General features: G+C 65.3%; 6 protein-coding genes, 2 tRNA genes and 2 rRNA genes. 6 read left to right on the forward strand and 4 right to left on the reverse strand.

Annotated elements, in window-relative coordinates:
• Positions 1–79: 79 nt before the first annotated feature.
• From ACFIMZ_RS37550 to ACFIMZ_RS37565, 4 genes are all read right to left on the reverse strand, one after another.
• A 23S ribosomal RNA gene (locus ACFIMZ_RS37550) occupies positions 80–2,961 on the reverse strand.
• Between the two features lie 276 nt (positions 2,962–3,237).
• Positions 3,238–3,313, reverse strand: a tRNA-Ala gene (locus ACFIMZ_RS37555).
• 39 nt (positions 3,314–3,352) lie between these two features.
• A tRNA-Ile gene (locus tag ACFIMZ_RS37560) sits at positions 3,353–3,429 on the reverse strand.
• 63 nt (positions 3,430–3,492) lie between these two features.
• Positions 3,493–5,025: ribosomal RNA gene (locus tag ACFIMZ_RS37565) — 16S ribosomal RNA — on the reverse strand.
• Together the 16S and 23S rRNA genes with 2 tRNA genes alongside form the textbook arrangement of a ribosomal RNA operon.
• A gap of 743 nt (positions 5,026–5,768) precedes the next feature.
• Here ACFIMZ_RS37565 and ACFIMZ_RS37570 point away from each other — a divergent pair.
• The 6 genes from ACFIMZ_RS37570 to ACFIMZ_RS37595 all read left to right on the forward strand — a co-directional run bounded on the left by ACFIMZ_RS37570 (position 5,769) and on the right by ACFIMZ_RS37595 (position 19,878).
• Positions 5,769–6,206: an ATPase gene (locus ACFIMZ_RS37570; RefSeq protein WP_431825737.1), complete on the forward strand. Its 438-nt coding sequence runs from the start codon at positions 5,769–5,771 to the stop codon at positions 6,204–6,206.
• Between the two features lie 1,103 nt (positions 6,207–7,309).
• Positions 7,310–15,346 (forward strand): alpha/beta fold hydrolase, encoded by an 8,037-nt coding sequence (locus ACFIMZ_RS37575; RefSeq protein ID WP_431825738.1) that lies wholly within the window; start codon positions 7,310–7,312, stop codon positions 15,344–15,346.
• A gap of 98 nt (positions 15,347–15,444) precedes the next feature.
• A complete protein-coding gene (locus tag ACFIMZ_RS37580) occupies positions 15,445–15,963 on the forward strand; it encodes an SET domain-containing protein-lysine N-methyltransferase (protein ID WP_431825739.1) in 519 nt (172 codons plus the stop codon).
• Between the two features lie 53 nt (positions 15,964–16,016).
• Positions 16,017–17,042: a TauD/TfdA family dioxygenase gene (locus ACFIMZ_RS37585; protein ID WP_431825740.1), complete on the forward strand. Its 1,026-nt coding sequence runs from the start codon at positions 16,017–16,019 to the stop codon at positions 17,040–17,042.
• An 8-nt stretch (positions 17,043–17,050) separates the two neighbouring features.
• Complete coding sequence (locus ACFIMZ_RS37590) at positions 17,051–18,472, forward strand: aminotransferase (protein WP_431825741.1); 1,422 nt, start codon at positions 17,051–17,053, stop codon at positions 18,470–18,472.
• Positions 18,466–19,878, forward strand: a complete 1,413-nt coding sequence (locus ACFIMZ_RS37595; protein WP_431825742.1) for a gamma-aminobutyraldehyde dehydrogenase — start codon at positions 18,466–18,468, stop codon at positions 19,876–19,878. The genes ACFIMZ_RS37590 and ACFIMZ_RS37595 overlap by 7 nt, the downstream gene beginning before the upstream one ends.
• Positions 19,879–19,886: the final 8 nt, after the last annotated feature.

The following is a 19,886-nucleotide window of genomic DNA, read 5'->3' on the forward strand; positions in this document are numbered from 1 at the left end:
TCTTGGAAGAAGCAGTAATTTAGGTTGTGCGTATCGCACACATCGCGGTCATTCAACCGCTGTAAAACAGACTTGTTATAGGATCAAGCCTTACGGGCAATTAGTATCAGTTAGCTGAACGCATTACTGCGCTTACACACCTGACCTATCAACGTCCTGGTCTCGAACGACCCTTCAAGGGGATCTAGTCCCCAGGGATATCTCATCTTAAGGCGAGTTTCCCGCTTAGATGCTTTCAGCGGTTATCTCTTCCGAACATAGCTACCCGGCGATGCCACTGGCGTGACAACCGGTACACCAGAGGTTCGTCCACTCCGGTCCTCTCGTACTAGGAGCAGCCCCCTTCAAATATCCAACGCCCACGGCAGATAGGGACCAAACTGTCTCACGACGTTTTAAACCCAGCTCACGTACCTCTTTAAATGGCGAACAGCCATACCCTTGGGACCGGCTACAGCCCCAGGATGAGATGAGCCGACATCGAGGTGCCAAACACCGCCGTCGATATGAACTCTTGGGCGGTATCAGCCTGTTATCCCCAGAGTACCTTTTATCCGTTGAGCGATGGCCCTTCCATACAGAACCACCGGATCACTATGACCTGCTTTCGCACCTGCTCGACTTGTCGGTCTCGCAGTTAAGCACGCTTATGCCATTGCACTATCAGCACGATTTCCGACCGTACCTAGCGTACCTTCGTACTCCTCCGTTACGCTTTGGGAGGAGACCGCCCCAGTCAAACTGCCTACCATGCACTGTCCCCGACCCGGATCACGGGCCAAGGTTAGAACCTCAAACAAACCAGGGTGGTATTTCAAGGACGGCTCCACCGAAACTAGCGTTCCGGTTTCATAGCCTCCCACCTATCCTACACAGATCGGTTCAAAGTCCAATGCAAAGCTACAGTAAAGGTTCATGGGGTCTTTCCGTCTAGCCGCGGGTAGATTGCATCATCACAAACACTTCAACTTCGCTGAGTCTCGGGAGGAGACAGTGTGGCCATCGTTACGCCATTCGTGCAGGTCGGAACTTACCCGACAAGGAATTTCGCTACCTTAGGACCGTTATAGTTACGGCCGCCGTTTACCGGGACTTCAATCAAGAGCTTGCACCCCATCATTTAATCTTCCGGCACCGGGCAGGCGTCACACCCTATACGTCCACTTTCGTGTTTGCAGAGTGCTGTGTTTTTATTAAACAGTCGCAGCCACCAGTTTATTGCAACCCCTTCACCCTTCCAGCGCAGGCTGGTCAAGCTACAAGGGCGTACCTTATCCCGAAGTTACGGTACCAATTTGCCGAGTTCCTTCTCCCGAGTTCTCTCAAGCGCCTTAGAATACTCATCTCGCCCACCTGTGTCGGTTTGCGGTACGGTCATCGTTAGACTGAAGCTTAGAGGCTTTTCTTGGAACCACTTCCAATTGCTTCGCTTCCTAAGAAGCTCGCGCCACACCCTTGAATTCCGCGCCCGGATTTGCCTAAGCGCCTTCTCCAATGCAGCGACCGGGACTTCCAACACCCGGACAACCTTCCGCGATCCGTCCCCCCATCGCATCTAACAATGGTGCAGGAATATTGACCTGCTTCCCATCAGCTACGCATTTCTGCCTCGCCTTAGGGGCCGACTCACCCTACGCCGATGAACGTTGCGTAGGAAACCTTGGGCTTACGGCGAGGGGGCCTTTCACCCCCTTTATCGCTACTCATGTCAGCATTCGCACTTCCGATACCTCCAGCACGCTTTTCAACGCACCTTCGCAGGCTTACGGAACGCTCTCCTACCATGCGTGCCAAGCACGCATCCGCAGCTTCGGTATATAGCTTAGCCCCGTTACATCTTCCGCGCAGGACGACTCGATCAGTGAGCTATTACGCTTTCTTTAAAGGGTGGCTGCTTCTAAGCCAACCTCCTGACTGTTTTAGCCTTCCCACTTCGTTTCCCACTTAGCTATATTTGGGGACCTTAGCTGGCGGTCTGGGTTGTTTCCCTCTTGACACCGGACGTTAGCACCCGATGTCTGTCTCCCGTGATTGCACTCTTCGGTATTCGGAGTTTGCTATGGCGGGGTAATCTGCAATAGACCCCCCAACCATGACAGTGCTCTACCCCCGAAGGTGAGACACGAGGCACTACCTAAATAGTTTTCGGAGAGAACCAGCTATTTCCAAGTTTGTTTAGCCTTTCACCCCTATCCACAGCTCATCCCCTAACTTTTCAACGTTAGTGGGTTCGGACCTCCAGTACGTGTTACCGCACCTTCATCCTGGCCATGGATAGATCACTTGGTTTCGGGTCTACGCCCAGCAACTGAACGCCCTATTCGGACTCGCTTTCGCTACGCCTGCCCTATACGGTTAAGCTTGCTACTGAACGTAAGTCGCTGACCCATTATACAAAAGGTACGCCGTCACCCCTTGCGAGGCTCCGACTGTTTGTATGCATGCGGTTTCAGGATCTATTTCACTCCCCTCCCGGGGTTCTTTTCGCCTTTCCCTCACGGTACTGGTTCACTATCGGTCGATCACGAGTATTTAGCCTTGGAGGATGGTCCCCCCATCTTCAGACAGGATTTCACGTGTCCCGCCCTACTTGTCGTACACTTAGTTCTTTCATACTGTTTTCGCCTACAGGGCTATCACCTGCTATGGCCGCACTTTCCAGAGCGTTCGGCTAACAATACAAATAAAGAGTACAAGGCTCATCCCATTTCGCTCGCCACTACTTTGGGAATCTCGGTTGATTTCTTTTCCTGCGGTTACTTAGATGTTTCAGTTCACCGCGTTCGCTTCACATAGCCTATGTATTCAGCTATGGATACTCCAAAAGGAGTGGGTTTCCCCATTCGGACATCTACGGATCAAAGCTTGTTTGCCAGCTCCCCGTAGCTTTTCGCAGGCTACCGCGTCCTTCATCGCCTGTGATCGCCAAGGCATCCACCACATGCACTTGTTCGCTTGACCCTATAACGAGTCTGTCTCGTTACAGGTTGAGTTCTCGCGTTGTGCCGTATTCCAATTGAGCCGAACATGAAGTTCGAATCATCTTGAGATACATCGATACAATCACAACCCGGATAGTTTTCACGTCCATCTCAAAGACGCTTCCGCTATCCAAATTACTTACTTCTTCCAGATTGTTAAAGAACGACAGCCGATATGGTGTTACTCATATCACTCTGACTGGCTCAATCGCCAATGACAAGGATTCGACCACGTCGAACGCTTGTCATTGAAGATTGGTGGAGGCAGACGGGATCGAACCGACGACCCCCTGCTTGCAAAGCAGGTGCTCTCCCAGCTGAGCTATGCCCCCATGTACAGAGACTTCCTCAGGTGTGTTCCGCCAGACAATTGGTGGGTCTGGTTGGATTCGAACCAACGACCCCCGCCTTATCAAGACGGTGCTCTAACCGACTGAGCTACAGACCCCTGAGTCTGTCTTGATTTACAGCCGATAAGCGTGAGCGCTCAACTTGTGCGAGATAGCTCTAGAAAGGAGGTGATCCAGCCGCACCTTCCGATACGGCTACCTTGTTACGACTTCACCCCAGTCATGAATCCTACCGTGGTGACCGTCCTCCTTGCGGTTAGACTAGCCACTTCTGGTAAAACCCACTCCCATGGTGTGACGGGCGGTGTGTACAAGACCCGGGAACGTATTCACCGCGGCATGCTGATCCGCGATTACTAGCGATTCCAGCTTCATGCACTCGAGTTGCAGAGTGCAATCCGGACTACGATCGGTTTTCTGGGATTAGCTCCCCCTCGCGGGTTGGCGACCCTCTGTTCCGACCATTGTATGACGTGTGAAGCCCTACCCATAAGGGCCATGAGGACTTGACGTCATCCCCACCTTCCTCCGGTTTGTCACCGGCAGTCTCCTTAGAGTGCTCTTGCGTAGCAACTAAGGACAAGGGTTGCGCTCGTTGCGGGACTTAACCCAACATCTCACGACACGAGCTGACGACAGCCATGCAGCACCTGTGCGCCGGTTCTCTTTCGAGCACTCCCGAATCTCTTCAGGATTCCGACCATGTCAAGGGTAGGTAAGGTTTTTCGCGTTGCATCGAATTAATCCACATCATCCACCGCTTGTGCGGGTCCCCGTCAATTCCTTTGAGTTTTAATCTTGCGACCGTACTCCCCAGGCGGTCAACTTCACGCGTTAGCTACGTTACTAAGGAAATGAATCCCCAACAACTAGTTGACATCGTTTAGGGCGTGGACTACCAGGGTATCTAATCCTGTTTGCTCCCCACGCTTTCGTGCATGAGCGTCAGTATTGGCCCAGGGGGCTGCCTTCGCCATCGGTATTCCTCCACATCTCTACGCATTTCACTGCTACACGTGGAATTCTACCCCCCTCTGCCATACTCTAGCCTGCCAGTCACCAATGCAGTTCCCAGGTTGAGCCCGGGGATTTCACATCGGTCTTAGCAAACCGCCTGCGCACGCTTTACGCCCAGTAATTCCGATTAACGCTCGCACCCTACGTATTACCGCGGCTGCTGGCACGTAGTTAGCCGGTGCTTATTCTTCCGGTACCGTCATCCCCCCGCCATATTAGGGCAGAGGATTTCTTTCCGGACAAAAGTGCTTTACAACCCGAAGGCCTTCTTCACACACGCGGCATTGCTGGATCAGGGTTTCCCCCATTGTCCAAAATTCCCCACTGCTGCCTCCCGTAGGAGTCTGGGCCGTGTCTCAGTCCCAGTGTGGCTGGTCGTCCTCTCAGACCAGCTACTGATCGTCGCCTTGGTAGGCCTTTACCCCACCAACTAGCTAATCAGCCATCGGCCAACCCTATAGCGCGAGGTCCGAAGATCCCCCGCTTTCATCCGTAGATCGTATGCGGTATTAATCCGGCTTTCGCCGGGCTATCCCCCACTACAGGACATGTTCCGATGTATTACTCACCCGTTCGCCACTCGCCACCAGGTGCAAGCACCCGTGCTGCCGTTCGACTTGCATGTGTAAGGCATGCCGCCAGCGTTCAATCTGAGCCAGGATCAAACTCTTCAGTTCAAACCTGTTACTGTTTTCGGTTCCGTAGAACCGGTCGCTCACTCAAAGCTGACAGGAATATGAATTGCTTCATAAACCTGACTTACTTTAGTGTGAGACTCTTGATACTTTTGCTAATCCGATCCGAAGATCGGCTCGCGGTCATCAAGCGCCCACACTTATCGGCTGTTAATTTTTAAAGAGCATTTCTGCGAGAAGCACTTCGTCTTTCCCAGCAGCGCTGCGTTGTCAGCAGCAGAGAAACGAGATTATGAACACTGTTTCGCAGTTCGTCAACAACTTTTTTTACTACATCGTTGCGACTGCGGGGTTCATCTTCCTTCGCTGACCGGGTGTCCAACCACGACCGCCAACCAGCTCCGTTTCCCCCTTCCGCGCCGCGTTGCCGTGAGCGCGAAAGAGGCGTGATTCTAGGCACCTCCCGCGTTCCGCGCAAGGGGTTTCGTAAAATAAATTCAAAAGCCCCCGTGCGCGGCAGCGCACGGGGGCTTTTGAATTTATGAACCGTGAGTCGCAACGCCCTTGGCCCGCGTAAGGCGCATCATCCATTGACGCATGTCTCTCTATATATAGATAAGACGTCAGGTGCCGCAACGGGACGCGCTCCACAAACCCGATCGTGCTGCCTGCGCCTGGCTGACCGCGCCGGCGCCACGCCTCCATACAGGGTCCCATTTATGGGATGAAGGTTGAATGCGCCGTCGAGTATCATGCCGCGATCGCACCACGCACAATGACCAACGATGGACAGCTCCACTCAATCCGACGAAGCCGATCTCCGCGCCGAATACGCAGCACTACACCAGCGCGCCGCCGCGCTGGAGGAACAGGTCCCGCCGCTCCTGCAACGCATTTCAGATGTATTGCCTCGTATCGGGGGACAGTCCGAGCCGGCGGATGATTACCGGGAGCTGCTGGTCGGCGCGCGCAATGCCGCACTGGTGGCCATCGAAAACTATCAGCAGGCGATCCCCTTCCTGCAGACGGCGAAATCGATCGTCGAACAGCTGGACAAGACGCCCGAACGTGACGAGGACGCGGAGTGGCGCGATGCATTGCTGCAGCGCCTTGACGAACTGATCGACGTCGCGACGGTCATGATCGACGATGCGGAAATGCACTACGGCATGGCGCAGGAAACCAATCCCGCCGACGTGCCGCCGTCCCTGCTCGACGATTGAGCAGCCTGGGAACACCGGCAACAGGCAGTGAGTCCATGCAAAACGGCTCACTGCTCCGCTCGGCGATGCAGGCCGCACCGCCCGGGCGACTCGCTCATTATCAGAAGCAGAAACCGACTCTATTCGAGCCCTCCCGGATCGACAGCACAGTTGGCCTGATGCACATCCGCTCGCGCCGCCTGTCCGCTTCCCGTAAAAGCTCACCTTGAGCGACGGACCCACATCGATTCAGCTAATCCGCGTCAAATATATCCAAGCCGCCTGAGCATGGGTTGCGGCCGCATTAATAAGCGCGGAAGCCACCAGAGCAAGGTAAGTAACCATTTCATACCAATTAATCCCACGGGCACCCGAACGACTAAAAACGCCCGCACATTGCCCGCATCGGTAATTCACGGAATTGTCAATATGGGGAAAACACGGCAATGGCTTCATCTTATGACGCGATGACACGGATGAAAAACATATTGATTTTCGTCAATTCGACGCCGTTTTGATATGAACGCATCTCCAAGAAGCGTTGCCGATCCAACACTGGAGCAAATGGCGCCGCGTCCAACACATACGACATTTCGGTAACCGGGAGCGGGCAGCAAGTCCTCACCCGATCGCCATCGACGCAGTTTCACATCTTCCCCCTTAGCAGCCAACTCAGACGCCGGCAAGACTGATTCGCCGGCCTTTACGTCCCGTACCCATGCACTCGGCACCAGAAGGTGATAGTCGCAAGACTGCTCGCCATATCAGGGGATCGTCGTGCTCCGAGATGCATGGGGCAGCTCCGGCACGCATAAAAATACATGCGAAATAAATGCGTGATTTTGTATGACCAGGATCAAACCAGATGATATTCAGTTAAAACTGAGAAAAATCTCAGATTTCAAACCACATAAATTTGCTATCTTCTCGCAACTATCCTACATGGATGGATCGCGTTTCACACCGCCATTTCCAAGCAATGGCCACCCTGCGCGCATTTCAATCAATGCCGCGAGCTGCACTTCACTATAGCCAGTATTTTCGAATTGCCATTGGTCGAGTTTCGTCGATTGGTGTTGAGGTTAAAGATACAAGGTTGACGGCGCTCATTTGGAGTGGTTCTCATGAAGCAAATAGTTTCAACGAGCAACGGATCTCTCGATAGCCGGGCCCGGATCGTCGCGTTCCCGTTCGCGGGCGGCAGCGACGCCAGCTACGCCGACATCGCGCGTGGACTCGGCGACGCATTCGCTTTCACGACGCTCAGCCTGCCCGGTCGCGGCGCGACCCAGCACATTCCGTTCTACGACGACTGGCCGTCTCTCGTCGACGATCTCGCGACCGAGGTCGCGCGGCTCGACGACGGCGCACCGCTGTTCCTGCTCGGCCACAGCCTCGGCGCATTGCTCGCCTACGAAGTGGCGCGCGAGCTCGAGCAACGCGGCGGCGTGCAGCCGGCCGGCGTCTTCCTGTCGGGCCATCCCGCGCCCTCGCGCGAACGCGCAACCGGTGCATGGCGTCGGCAGACGCACACGCTGCCCGACGCCGGCTTCGTCGAGGCCGTGCGGCGCTGGGGCTACTTCCCGGACGCCGCGCTCGACGATCCCGACGTCGCCCGCTACGTTCTCCCGCCATTGCGGGCCGACCTCCGACTCGCGGAAACCTATTTGCACGCGCGCGGCGACGTGCTGCGTGCGCCCTGCGCGATCTACGGCGGCGCGGCCGATTCGAGCACGACCGTCGACGACCTGCGCGCATGGCGCGCGCACGTTTCGCCGCAACACGCATGCCCGGTCGAATCGTTCGACGGCAATCACTTCTATTTTCTGGATCCGTCATCCCGCGCGGCACTGTGCGCGAGCGTCGCCGGCCACATCGAGCGGTGGCTCGCGGCACGCCCCGCGTCGATCGTCGCGGCCGCGCCCGATGCGAACACGCGCGTCGCCGCGTGCCTGCGCGCGGTTGACGATTGGGGCGATGCGCATTCGGTGCTCGCCGCGATTCGCGAGCACGTCGCGCGCACGCCCGATGCGCTCGCGCTGAAGGACGGCGAACGCACGTGGACCTACCGGCAGCTCGCGTCGCATGCGGTCGAGCTCGCCGACGCGTTTCGCGCGGCGGGCGTCGGCCGGCAGGACGTCGTCGGCGTCTTTCTGCCGCACGGCGCCGAGTACGTGCTGACGATCGTCGCCGCGTGGTCGATCGGCGCGTCGGTGTGCCTGCTCGAAAAGAGCTGGCCGGATTCGCTCGTCGGCGACTTCGTCGCGAGCTGCCGGGTCGCGCAGATCGCGACGATCCCCGCGCTGCTCGCGCGCGCGACCAGGCATCTGCCCGACGCGCGCTGCACGCTCGTCGGCGCCCAAGCGCCGCGCGCGGATCGCGAATGGACGCCCGTCTCGGCCCGGCGCGACGACATCGCGTTCGTGTCGCTGACGAGCGGCTCGACCGGCAAGCCGAAGGCCGTCCTCACGACGCACGTCGGCACGAGCTACTGCTTCCACGCGCGCGACGCGCTGTATCCGTACGCCGACGGCGAACGCGAGGGGCTCAACGTGTTCCTCGCATGGGAATGCCTGCGTCCGCTGATGTTCGGCCTCCCGGCCGTCGTCATCGGCGACGACGTGATCTTCGATCCGCCCAGGCTCGTCGCGCTGCTGCGCCAGGAACGGATCACGCGGCTCGTCGTCACGCCGTCGCTGCTCGAAAGCGTGCTCGATTTCCCCGGCATCGCCGCGCAACTGCGCGACGCGCTCGCGCACATGTCCGCGTGGTTCCTGATGGGCGAAGTCGTGCCGCAGCGCGTCGTCGACAAGGCGCGCGCGGCGTTTCCGCCGTCGGTGCGGCTCGTCAACGCGTACAGCACGTGGGAAAGCCTCGACGTCTGCTACGCCGATCTGCTGCCGTCGCGCACCGACGCCGGCAGCCAGCGCGTGCCGATCGGCCGGCCGCTGCCCGGCTGTGCGCTCGCGGTGCTCGACGAAGAAGGACACGCGGTGCCGGCGGGCGAGACGGGCGAGCTGTATATCGCGACGCCCGGCCTCGGCCCCGGCTACCTCGACGATGCGGCCCGCACCGCCGAGAAATTCCTGCCGTCCGTGCGCGCGCTCGCCGAGCACGGCCACGACGCGCCCGTCTACCGGACCGGCGACCGCGCGCGGCTGCTGCCGGACGGCCAGATCGCGATCCTCGGCCGCATCGACAACACGGTGAAGATCCGCGGCTTCAAGGTGCTGCTGCATGCGATCGAGAACGTGCTCGACGCGGTCGACGGCGTCAGCAAGTCGCTCGTCGTGCCGATCGACGATCCGCACACGCGGCAACCGTCGACGCTCGCCGCGTACGTCGTCGGCGTCGACGGCGCGCCGTCCGACACGACGCTCGCGCGGCTGCGCCAGCAAGCGCGCGCGAAGCTGCCCGAATACGCGGTGCCCGCGCATTTCATCGGCCTCGACACGTTTCCGCTGCGCGCGGGCACGTCGCGCAAGCTCGACAAGCAAGCGCTGCCGCCGCCTCCGCCGACCGCCTCGCGCGACGCCGCGGCCCCCGTCGCGGGCGACGGGCTCGAGGCGCGGCTCGCTGATGTCTGGCGCGACGTGCTCGGCGTCGCGTCGGTCGCGCGCGACGATCACTTCTTCGAGCTGGGCGGCAACTCGCTGAGCGCCGCGAAGGCGGTCGGCCTGCTCGGCGAGCGGCTCGGGCTGACGCTCGCCGTCGTCGATCTGTACCAGCACAGCCGGCTGCAGGATCTCGCCGACTACTGCCGCCGCTCGCGAGACGCCGCCGGGCACCCGCGCGCGGACGACGCCCGCCGGCCGCACGCCGCGCGCGCCGCATCGGCCGCCGACGCGCCGAAAGTCGCGATCGTCGGCGTGGCCGGACGCTTCCCGGGCGCGAGCTCGGTCGACGCGTTCTGGCGCAACCTGACGGAAGGCGTCGACAGCCTGTCGCGCTTCACGCGCGAACAGCTGCTCGCGAAAGGCGTCGACGCCGCGCAGCTCGATCATCCGGACTGGGTGTCGGCCGCGCAGGTCGTCGGCGACGCGGACAAGTTCGACGCGCTGTTCTTCGGCATCGGCCCGCGCGAAGCCGTGCTGATGGACCCGCAGCACCGGCTCTTCATGGAAGTCGCGTGGACCGCGCTCGAACAGGCGGGCTACGCGCGCAGCGACAACCGCTATCGCACGCGCACCGGCGTGTTCGCGAGCTGCGGGATCGACGGCTATCTCGTCCATCACCTGCAAGGCGGCGGGCTGCTCACGCCGCTCGATCCGGGCCGCCTGATGCTCACCGAGATCGGCAACGAGAAGGACTACATCGCGACGCGCGTCGCGTACCAGCTCGATCTCGGCGGGCCCGCGGTGTCGGTCGGCGCCGCATGCAGCAGCGCGCTCGTCGCGGTCGCGCAGGCCGTGCAGGCGATCCGCGCCGGCCAATGCGAGATGGCGATCGCGGGCGCGTCCGCGCTGTCGTTCCCGAACTTCGGTTTCTGCTACGAGGACGGCCTCGTCGGCAGCGCCGACGGCCACGTGCGGCCGCTCGACACGCGCGCGAGCGGCACGCTGTTCGGCGATGCCGTCGGCGCGGTCGTGCTGAAGCGCCTCGATCTGGCCGAAGCGGACGGCGATGCGGTCCTCGCGGTGATCTCGGGCGTCGGGCTGTCGAACGACGGCCGGATGAAGGCGGCCTACACCGCGCCGAATGCGGACGCGCAGCGGCGCTGCATCGTCGACGCGCTCGACATGGCGGGCGTGCGCTCCGGGCAGATCTCGTACGTCGAGTGCCATGCGACCGCGACGCTGATCGGCGACGCGATCGAGCTGAAGGGACTGTCCGACGCGTTCGCGCAGACGCGCGGCGACGACGCGCCCGTCGCGGGCAGCTGCGCGATCGGTTGCGTGAAAGGCAACATCGGCCATGCGAACTGCGCGGCCGGCATCACCGGGCTCATCAAGACCGTGCTGCAGCTTCAGCACCGGCAGCGCGTGCCGACCGTGCATTTCGACACGCTCAATCCGAAGCTCGTGCCGTTCGTCGGGCACGATGCGTCGCCGTTCGTCGTGCAACGTGACGTCGACGACTGGTCGGTCGCCGATCCGTCGACGCAATTGCCGCGGCGCGCCGGCGTCTCGAGCTTCGGGATCGGCGGCACGAACGCGCACGTGATCGTCGAGGAAGCGCCCGCGCGCGCCGCCGCGCCTGCCGACGGCGTGCCGCGCGCGCGCCACCTGATGACCGTGTCCGCACGCACGCCGGGCGCGCTCGCGCGCAACCTGCGCGCGCTCGCCGAGCGCGTCGCGACGACGGACGCCGCCGAACTCGGATGCGCGGCGTATACGCTGCACGTCGCGCGCGAAGCGCATCCGCTGCGGGTCGCGGTCGCCGTGCCCGCGCAGCCGGCCGAAGCAGCCGCCGCGCTCCGGGAACGCGCCGGCTCGCTTGCCGAAGCACTCGATGCACCCGGCGCCACCGTGCGGGCCAAGCCCGGCGCGACCGTCGCGTTCTGCTTCTCCGGCCAGGGCTCGCAGCATCCGGGCATGGCGCGCGAGCTGTATCGATCGAACGCGGAAGCCGGCCGCTTCCGCCACCACTTCGACGCGGCGTGCGCGGCGCTCGAACGCGCGCTCGGCGCGCCGATCGCGGCCGCAATTCTGAACGCCGACGACGACGCGATGCGCCGTCCGCTCGTCACGCAATGCGGGCTGTTCGCGGTCGAGCACGCGCTTGCATCGGTGCTCGGCGAGTACGGCGTGCGGCCCGTGGCGGTCGCGGGACACAGCATCGGCCAGTATGCGGCCGCCGTCGCCGCCGAGGCGCTCACGCTCGATCAGGCGGCCGCGCTCGTCGCCGTGCGCGCGAGCGCGACCGACGCGTTGACGACGTTCGTCGCCGCCGACGGCACGCACGCGCGCGGCGGCATGCTCGCCGTGACGGGCGACGAAACGCGCATCGAGCCGTGGATCGCGCAGCGCGCCGATCTCTGGATCGCGGTGCGCAACGCGCCCGACACGCTCGTGCTCGCGGGCGCCGAACCGGCGCTCGCCGACGCCGCGCGCTCGCTCGCCGCGCTTGGTTGCCGATGCCGGCCGGTGCCGGTGTCGCACCCGTTCCATACGCCGCTGATGCAGCCCGTCGCCGACGCGCTCGCCGCACAGCGCATCGAGGGCGCGACGCCGCGAATTCCGATGACGTGCAACGTGTCGGGCGGCTGGCTCGGCGCCGACGCCGCATCGGCCGACTACTGGGCGCGCCATCTGCTCGAGCCGGTGCGCTGGTCGGACAACGTCGCCGCACTGCTGCGCTGGCAGCCCGACGTCGTGCTCGAAATCGGCCCCGGCGCAGTGCTGTGCAGCCTGATCGGCAAGCATCTCGCGGCGGATGCCGGCGCGCCGCGCGTGCTGCCGTCGCTGCCCGCCGCGCGCAGCGAAGCGAACGATGCCGAGCACTTCTGCAACATGATCGGCGAATTGTGGAGCGCGGGCGTGCCGATCGACTGGCGCGCGTATCACGCGCACGAGGCCGCGTCGCCCGGCCGCGCGCTCGCGCGCGCGCCGCTGCCCGCGTATTCGTTCGAACCCGACAGCTACTGGACCAGGCCGGACGCGTCGATCTACGTCGACGCGGCGCCCGCTTCGGCCGAAGCCGAAGCGTCGACGGGAACGTGCTCTGGCGCATGCGCGTGCGCCGCCGAATCGCGATCCTGCGGCGCGGCCGGCCACGACGCCGCGTCCGGCTCCCGCATCGACCCGCCGCACGCCCGCGCATCGCGCTGGCTCGCGCGACCCAGGCCGCGCCGCCGGCCGCGCATGAAGCTGTACTGCTTCCCGTATGCGGGCGGCAGCAGCCGCAGCTTCGACGGCTGGGCGCGCACCGCGCCCGATTGGCTCGACATCGTCGCGATCGAATGGCCCGGCCGCAACGCGCGCGCCGAAGAATCGCCCGCGCACGACGACGCCGATGACCTCGCCGCGCGCGACGCGATCGCCGCCGCGATCGTCGCGGATGCGGGCGACCTGCCCGTCGCGTTCTGCGGATTGAGCTACGGCGGCGCGGCCGCGACCGAGCTGCTGGTCGGGCCGCTGCGTGCCTGGGCGGCGAGCGGCCGGGTGAAGGGGCTCGTCGTCGTCGGCCGTGCGCCGCTCCTCGAGCAGCCCGCGATCGACGCGCCCGCGGACAGCTTCCTGCTCGTCCCCGATGCGCTGCGCGACGATCCGCTGTGGCAGGAAATCTTCCGGCCGGTGCTCGAAGCCGACCTCGACGCCGATACGCGCACCGCGCGCCGGATCGCGCAGCGCTGGCGCGACGGCGGCCGGCAGCCGCTGCTGACGATCCCGCTGCAAATTCACGGCGGCGAACACGATCCGGCGTTCGACTGGCGGCTCGCCGGCGACTGGGCGCGGATCTCGTCCGCGCCGCTCGCGGGCCGGCACGCGTACCCGGGCGGCCACGACTTCATGATCCGATGCGAAGCCGACATCGTCGCGCGCGTGGCCGCGTGGCTGCGACCGCAGCGCGATGCGCGCACGACGCCGCCCGCGCCGACGTTCGCGCTGCATTGGCAGCCGAGCGTCGTGGATGCGACGCACGCCGCGCCACTGCCCGACTGCGCGGTCTACACGACGGGCCACGAAGCCGACGCGTTCGAATGGCTCGCGCCGCGCCTGCGCGCGAGCGACGGCCACGCGGTGCTGCTGTGCGTCGGCGCGGCCGACGATCCGCTCGGCGTCGCGCGATGCGCGGGCTTCGTCAAGCTGTGGCAGGCGCTCGCCGCGCGGGAATGCGCGGGCACGCTGTCGCTCGTGCTGCCCGCCGACGCGGGAAGCGGCCCGCTCGTCGGTGCGGCGCGCGTCGCGAGCGCCGAGCAAGCGGCGCTGCGCGTGCGGCTCGTGCTCGCCGACGATCATCCGGATCTCGCGCCGCGCGCCGCCGATGCGCGCTGGGCCGCCGAGCTCGCGCGCGACGCCGCGCGCGTCGCGAACGAACCGTGGCTGCTGCGCCGCGCCGGCCGGATCTGCGTGCCGCGCCTGCTGCCGCACGCGGCGCCGGCGTTGCCCGCCGGTGCGCTCGGCGCGGCGGGCGGCCCGTATCTCGTCACCGGCGCGACGGGCGGCGTCGGCCGCGCGCTCGTCGACTGGCTGATCGACGAGCAGCAAGTGGCGCCGGACCGGATCATCGCGCTGTGCCGCGACGCCGCGTGCGCGCCGCGCGGCGTGCGCGCCGTATCGGTCGACCTTGCCGACGCGCGCGCGCTCGACGCCGCGCTCGAATCGCTCGACGAAGTCGAAGGCATCTTCCATCTCGCCGGCGTGCTCGACGATGGCCTCATCGCGAATCTTGACGACGCGCGGCTGCGCCGCGTGCTCGCGCCGAAGCAGAGCCTCGCCGCGCTGCTCGCGCACGCGCCGCGCTGGCGCACGCGCTGGACGGTCGCGTTCTCGTCGACGAGCGCGCTGCTCGGCGTGCCGGGCCAGGCCAATTACGCGGCCGCGAACGCGTGGCTCGATCAGCTCGCCTGCTGGCCCCCGCAGCCCGGAAAGCCCGGACAGCCGCCCGTGCTGAGCATCCAGTGGGGCAGTTGGGCCGACGTCGGGATGAGCGCGCGCAACGACCGGGCGCTGCGTCGCGCGATCCAGGACGGCGAGCGCCCGCTCGCGCCGGACGCCGCATTCGCCGCGCTCGGCGCGCTGCTCGCCGACGCGCTGGGCGGCGCGACGGCCGGGCGCCAGTTCGCGGTCTGCGACGTCGACTGGCCGCGCTCGCCGTGGCGCGACGCGCCGATCGTCGCCGAGATCGCGCGCGGCGACGCGGCCGTCTTCGCGTCGGCGCGCGCCCCCGCATCCGGCACAGCGGCCGTCATGCGCGGCGCCGGCGGCCCGGGTTCGGCACGCTCGATACAAGCGGCAAGCGAACCCGCACGACCGGCACGCCCCGCCAGCGTACGCGACCCCGTTCGCGCGTTCCTCGAAGACTACGTGAGCCGCTGGGACGAGCGGCTCGATCTCGCGACGCTCGGGCTCGATTCACTCGATCTCGCGCAGATGCGCAACGGCTTTTTCAAGAAATTCGGTGTGCAGATACCGCTTTCGACGCTTGCATCGCCGACGCTGAAGATCGGCGAGCTGGCCCGCCGGATGCGGAATGTCGCCGGCATCGCGGACGAATAGATCCGCCCATCCCGTGAACCGCGCATTCAGACGCGGCCGCAAAGAAGAGGTCGCCGGGCGCTCCCGCCCGGCGCACCAATCCAGTCAAGGAGAGCAGCATGACCATCACCCTCATCGAACCCGTCCAGCAATGCACGGGAATCTATCCGTCGGCCGACCTGATGGTCGAGGACGGCTATCCGTCGACCGACGCGTTCCAGATCATCCAGACGCAGGACGGCCGCGGCGCGGGCGTGCGCGCGCTGAAGGCGTTCGCGCGCGGCCGGCGGATGGCGCGCGTGTCCGGGCAAATCACCGCGTTCTGCCGGCTGCACACGCTGCAGATCAACGCCCACACGCACCTGTACGACCCGCATTTCACCGGGCTGCTGCTGCATTCGTGCGATCCGAACGTGCGCCTCGACATGGCGGGCTTCGAGCTCTGGTCGCTGCGCGACATCGCGGCGGACGAGATGCTGACGATGGACTATGCGTCGACCGAGGACGTGCTGATGCGCCAGTTCGAATGCCACTGCGGCGCGCCGAACTGCCGGCGCTGGATCACGGGCGCGAAGGAGCTGCCGAACGAAAACGGGCAAGTGTTTCTAGCCACATTGCAGACGCACACGCTCGTGTGAGCGGCGTGCGCCGCCGCGCCGCCCGCTTCATCAACAGAATGGGGAAACGGTTTATGGATGGCTTCATCGAACTGCAGGAAAACGACCGGCGCCAGGTGCCCGTCCGCGGCCGCGCCTACCTCGCGGGCGCCGACAGCCCGAGCGTGCCGGTGACGATTCCGGTCGCGAACGATCTGGCGCTCGGGCTCGCGCATGCCGCCGAGACGCCGGCCGAAGCGGCCACGCTCTGCCGCGACGCGATCGACGCACGGTTGCCCGATACGGGCGCACTGCTGTTCCGCGGGCTGCCGATCGCGGACCGCGCCGGCTTCGACGCGTTCATGCAGGCGCTCGGCTACGCGCCGCACAGCTACGACGGCGGCATCGCGGTGCGCGCGCGCGACGCAGGCTATGCACTCCTCGCGAGCCAGGAGGATCCGCGCATCACGATGGCGCCGCACAACGAGATGGCCTATCTGCCGAATCCGCCGCGCAAGGTGTTCTTCTTCTGCGCCGCCGCCGCGGACGAAGGCGGCGAAGTGCCGATCAACGACATCCGGCTCGCCGCCGGGCAGATCCCCGACGAGATTCTCGCGAGGTTCGAGCGCAGGCGGATCGGCTATCACCGCTATCTGCCGCGCGAATCGACGCCGACGCAAATCGGCTGGATGGACACGTTCGGCCTGCGCGACCGTCACGCGGTCGACGCGCTGATGCGCGACAAGGGCTACGAGCACCGCTGGCTCGACGACGCCGGCCTCGGCTACGGCTACGTGCACGACGCGTTCCTCGACGATCCCGCAGGCGGCGCACCGCTGTGGTTCAACCAGGTGACGGAGCTGAACGCGTCGTACTGGCGCAGCCATCCGCTCTTCCCGTCCGACCGGGACGACGCGCGCTATCCGGCGACGACGACGTACGGCGACGGCGCGCCGATCGATCCCGAACTCGTCACGGAGCTGCGCGCGGCACTGTGGCGCACGTCGCGCGCGGTCGCGATGCGGCCGGGCGACGTGCTCGTGCTCGACAACATCTACGTGCAGCACGGCCGCTTCGCGTTCTCCGGGCCGCGGCTGCATCTCGTCAGCCTGACCGATTGAGGTTTCAGATGGCATACCAAATCGATTCCCCCGTCACGAGCGCGCAGCAGGACACGCGCCACCTGCTGCACCCATGGGCCGACCTGTCCGCGCTCGGCCGCGAGACGCCGACCGTCGTCGTCGACGCGCAGGGCACGCGCGTCACCGACGCCGAAGGCCGCACCTATCTCGACGCGATCGGCGGCATGTGGTGCGTGACGGTCGGCTACGGGCGGCGCGAGATCGCGGACGCGATCCGCGACCAGGCGCTGCGCATGCCGTTCTACACACCATTCGGCGCGATGACGAACGAGCCGGCCGCCGCGCTCGGCGCGCGCCTCGCCGACCTCGCGCCCGGCGACCTGAAGCGCGTGCACCTGACCACCTGCGGCTCGACCGCGGTCGAATCGGCGCTGCGCTTCGCGCACTACTACTTCGGCGCGACGGGCCGCCCGCAGAAGCGCCACATCGTCACGCGCGGCGACGCGTACCACGGCAGCACGTATCTCGCCGCATCGGTGTCCGGCAAGGCATGGGACCGCACGTGCTTCCACTACGACGACACGATCGTCCATCACCTGTCGTCGCCGAATCCGTACCGGCGGCCGGCCGGCATGAGCGTCGACGCGTTCTGCGCGATGCTCGTCGACGAGTTCGACACGCTGGTCGCGACGCTCGGTGCCGACCGCATCGCCTGCTTCATCGCCGAGCCGATCCTCGCGTCGGGCGGCGTGATCGTGCCGCCGCCCGGCTACCTCGCCGCGATGCGCGAGCGCTGCCGGCGACACGACATCCTGTACATCTCCGACGAAGTCGTCACGGGCTTCGGCCGCGTCGGCCACTTCTTCGCGTCGCAGGCGCATTTCGGCATCGAGCCCGACATGATCGTCGTCGCGAAGGGGCTCACGTCCGGCTATCAGCCGCTCGGCGCGCTGCTGATCTCGGAGCGGCTCGTCGCTGCGGTGTCCGGCGAGCACGCGTACGGCAACGGCGTATTCACGAACGGCTTCACATATTCGGGCCATCCGGTCGCCTGCGCGGCCGCGCTCGCGAACATCGACCTGATGGCGCGCGAGCGGATCTGCGAGCACGTGCGCGACGTCGGCCCTTACTTCATTCGCCAGCTCGAAACCCTGCGGCGTTTCCCCATCGTCGGCGACGTGCGCGGCGACCACCTGATGGCGTGCATCGAATGCACGAGCGGCGCAGGCGCGACGGGCGCGGCGCCGACGCCGGCGGACATCGCGATTGCCCAGCGCGTCGATCGCCATTGCGAAGAGATGGGCCTCCTCGTGCGGCCGTACGAGAGCATGTGCATCCTGTCGCCGCCCCTCACCGTGACCCGCGCCGACATCGACGAAATCTGCGCGATTCTCGCGACCGCGCTCGAGCGCACGCAGCGCGAGCTCGCGGAACGCGCACCCGTTCGCGAGGAAAGCGAGACATGCTGATCGACGGCAACTGCATCGAGGGAAGCGGCGAGCCCCTTGCGCTCGTCGATCCGGCAACGGGCGAGCCGCTCGCGTCGCCCGCCGCCGCGAGCGTCGCCGACGTCGAGCGCGCCGTCGCGGCAGCCGAAGCGGCATTCCCCGCCTGGCGCGCGACGACGCCGCAGACGCGCGCGAGCCTGCTGCTCGCGCTCGCCGACGAGATCGAGCGGCAGGCGGACACGCTCGCGCGCATCGAAAGCCGCAACACCGGCAAGCCGCTCCATCTCGTCGTCCAGGACGAGCTGCCCGCTGCCGCCGACTGCTTCCGCTTCTATGCGGGTGCGGCGCGCACCGCGAGCGGGCCGTCCGCGGGCGAGTATGTCCACGGACACACGAGCATGGTGCGGCGCGATCCCGTCGGGGTCGTCGCGCAGATCGCGCCGTGGAACTACCCGCTGATGATGGCTGCGTGGAAGCTCGCGCCGGCGCTCGCGGCCGGCAACACGGTCGTGTTCAAGCCGTCGGAGTGGACGCCGCTGTCGATCGTCGCGCTCGAAGCGACGCTCGCGCGCCTCTTTCCGGCTGGCGTCGTCAACGTCGTGCCCGGCGACGGCGCGACAGTCGGCCGCGCGCTCGCTGCGCATCCGCGCGTGCGGATGATTTCGCTGACGGGCTCGGTCGAAGCCGGCAAGTCCGTGCTCGCCGCGGCGGCCGGCAACCTGAAGCGCACGCATCTCGAGCTCGGCGGCAAGGCGCCCGTCCTCGTGTTCGACGATGCCGATCTCGACGCGGTCGTCGCCGGCATCCGCTATGCAGGCTTCTACAACGCCGGGCAGGACTGCACCGCGGCGACGCGGATCTACGCGCAGCGCGGCATCCACGACGCGCTCGCGCAGCGGCTCGCCGACGCGGCGCTCACGCTGCGCGTCGGCGCGCCCGATCGCGCCGACGTCGAGATGGGCCCCCTCGTCAGCGCCGCGCATCGCGCGCGCGTCGATCGCTTCGTGCAGGATGCGGCCGCGCTGCCGCACGCGACCGTGCTCTGCGGCGGCGCGCCGCTTGACGGCCCCGGCTGCTACTACGCGCCGACGGTGATCGCCGGCGTGCGGCACGACGATGCGCCGATGCGCCGCGAAGCGTTCGGCCCGGTCGTCACGCTGACGCCGTTCGACACCGAATCGCAGGCGCTCCGGTGGGCGAACGACTCCGAATACGGACTGGCGTCGTCGGTGTGGACGCGCGACGCGGCGCGCGGCATGCGGCTCGCCGCCTGCATCGAGGCGGGCGTCACATGGGTGAACGCGCACTTCACCTACACGTCCGACATGCCGCACGGCGGGACCAAGCAGTCCGGCTACGGCTCCGATCTGTCGACGCTCGGCCTCGCCGACTACACGCAGCCGCGCCACGTGATGTGGCGGCATTGACGCGCACG

The sequence above is a fragment of the Burkholderia sp. F1 genome, from assembly GCF_050813845.1.
GTDB lineage: Bacteria > Pseudomonadota > Gammaproteobacteria > Burkholderiales > Burkholderiaceae > Burkholderia > Burkholderia ubonensis.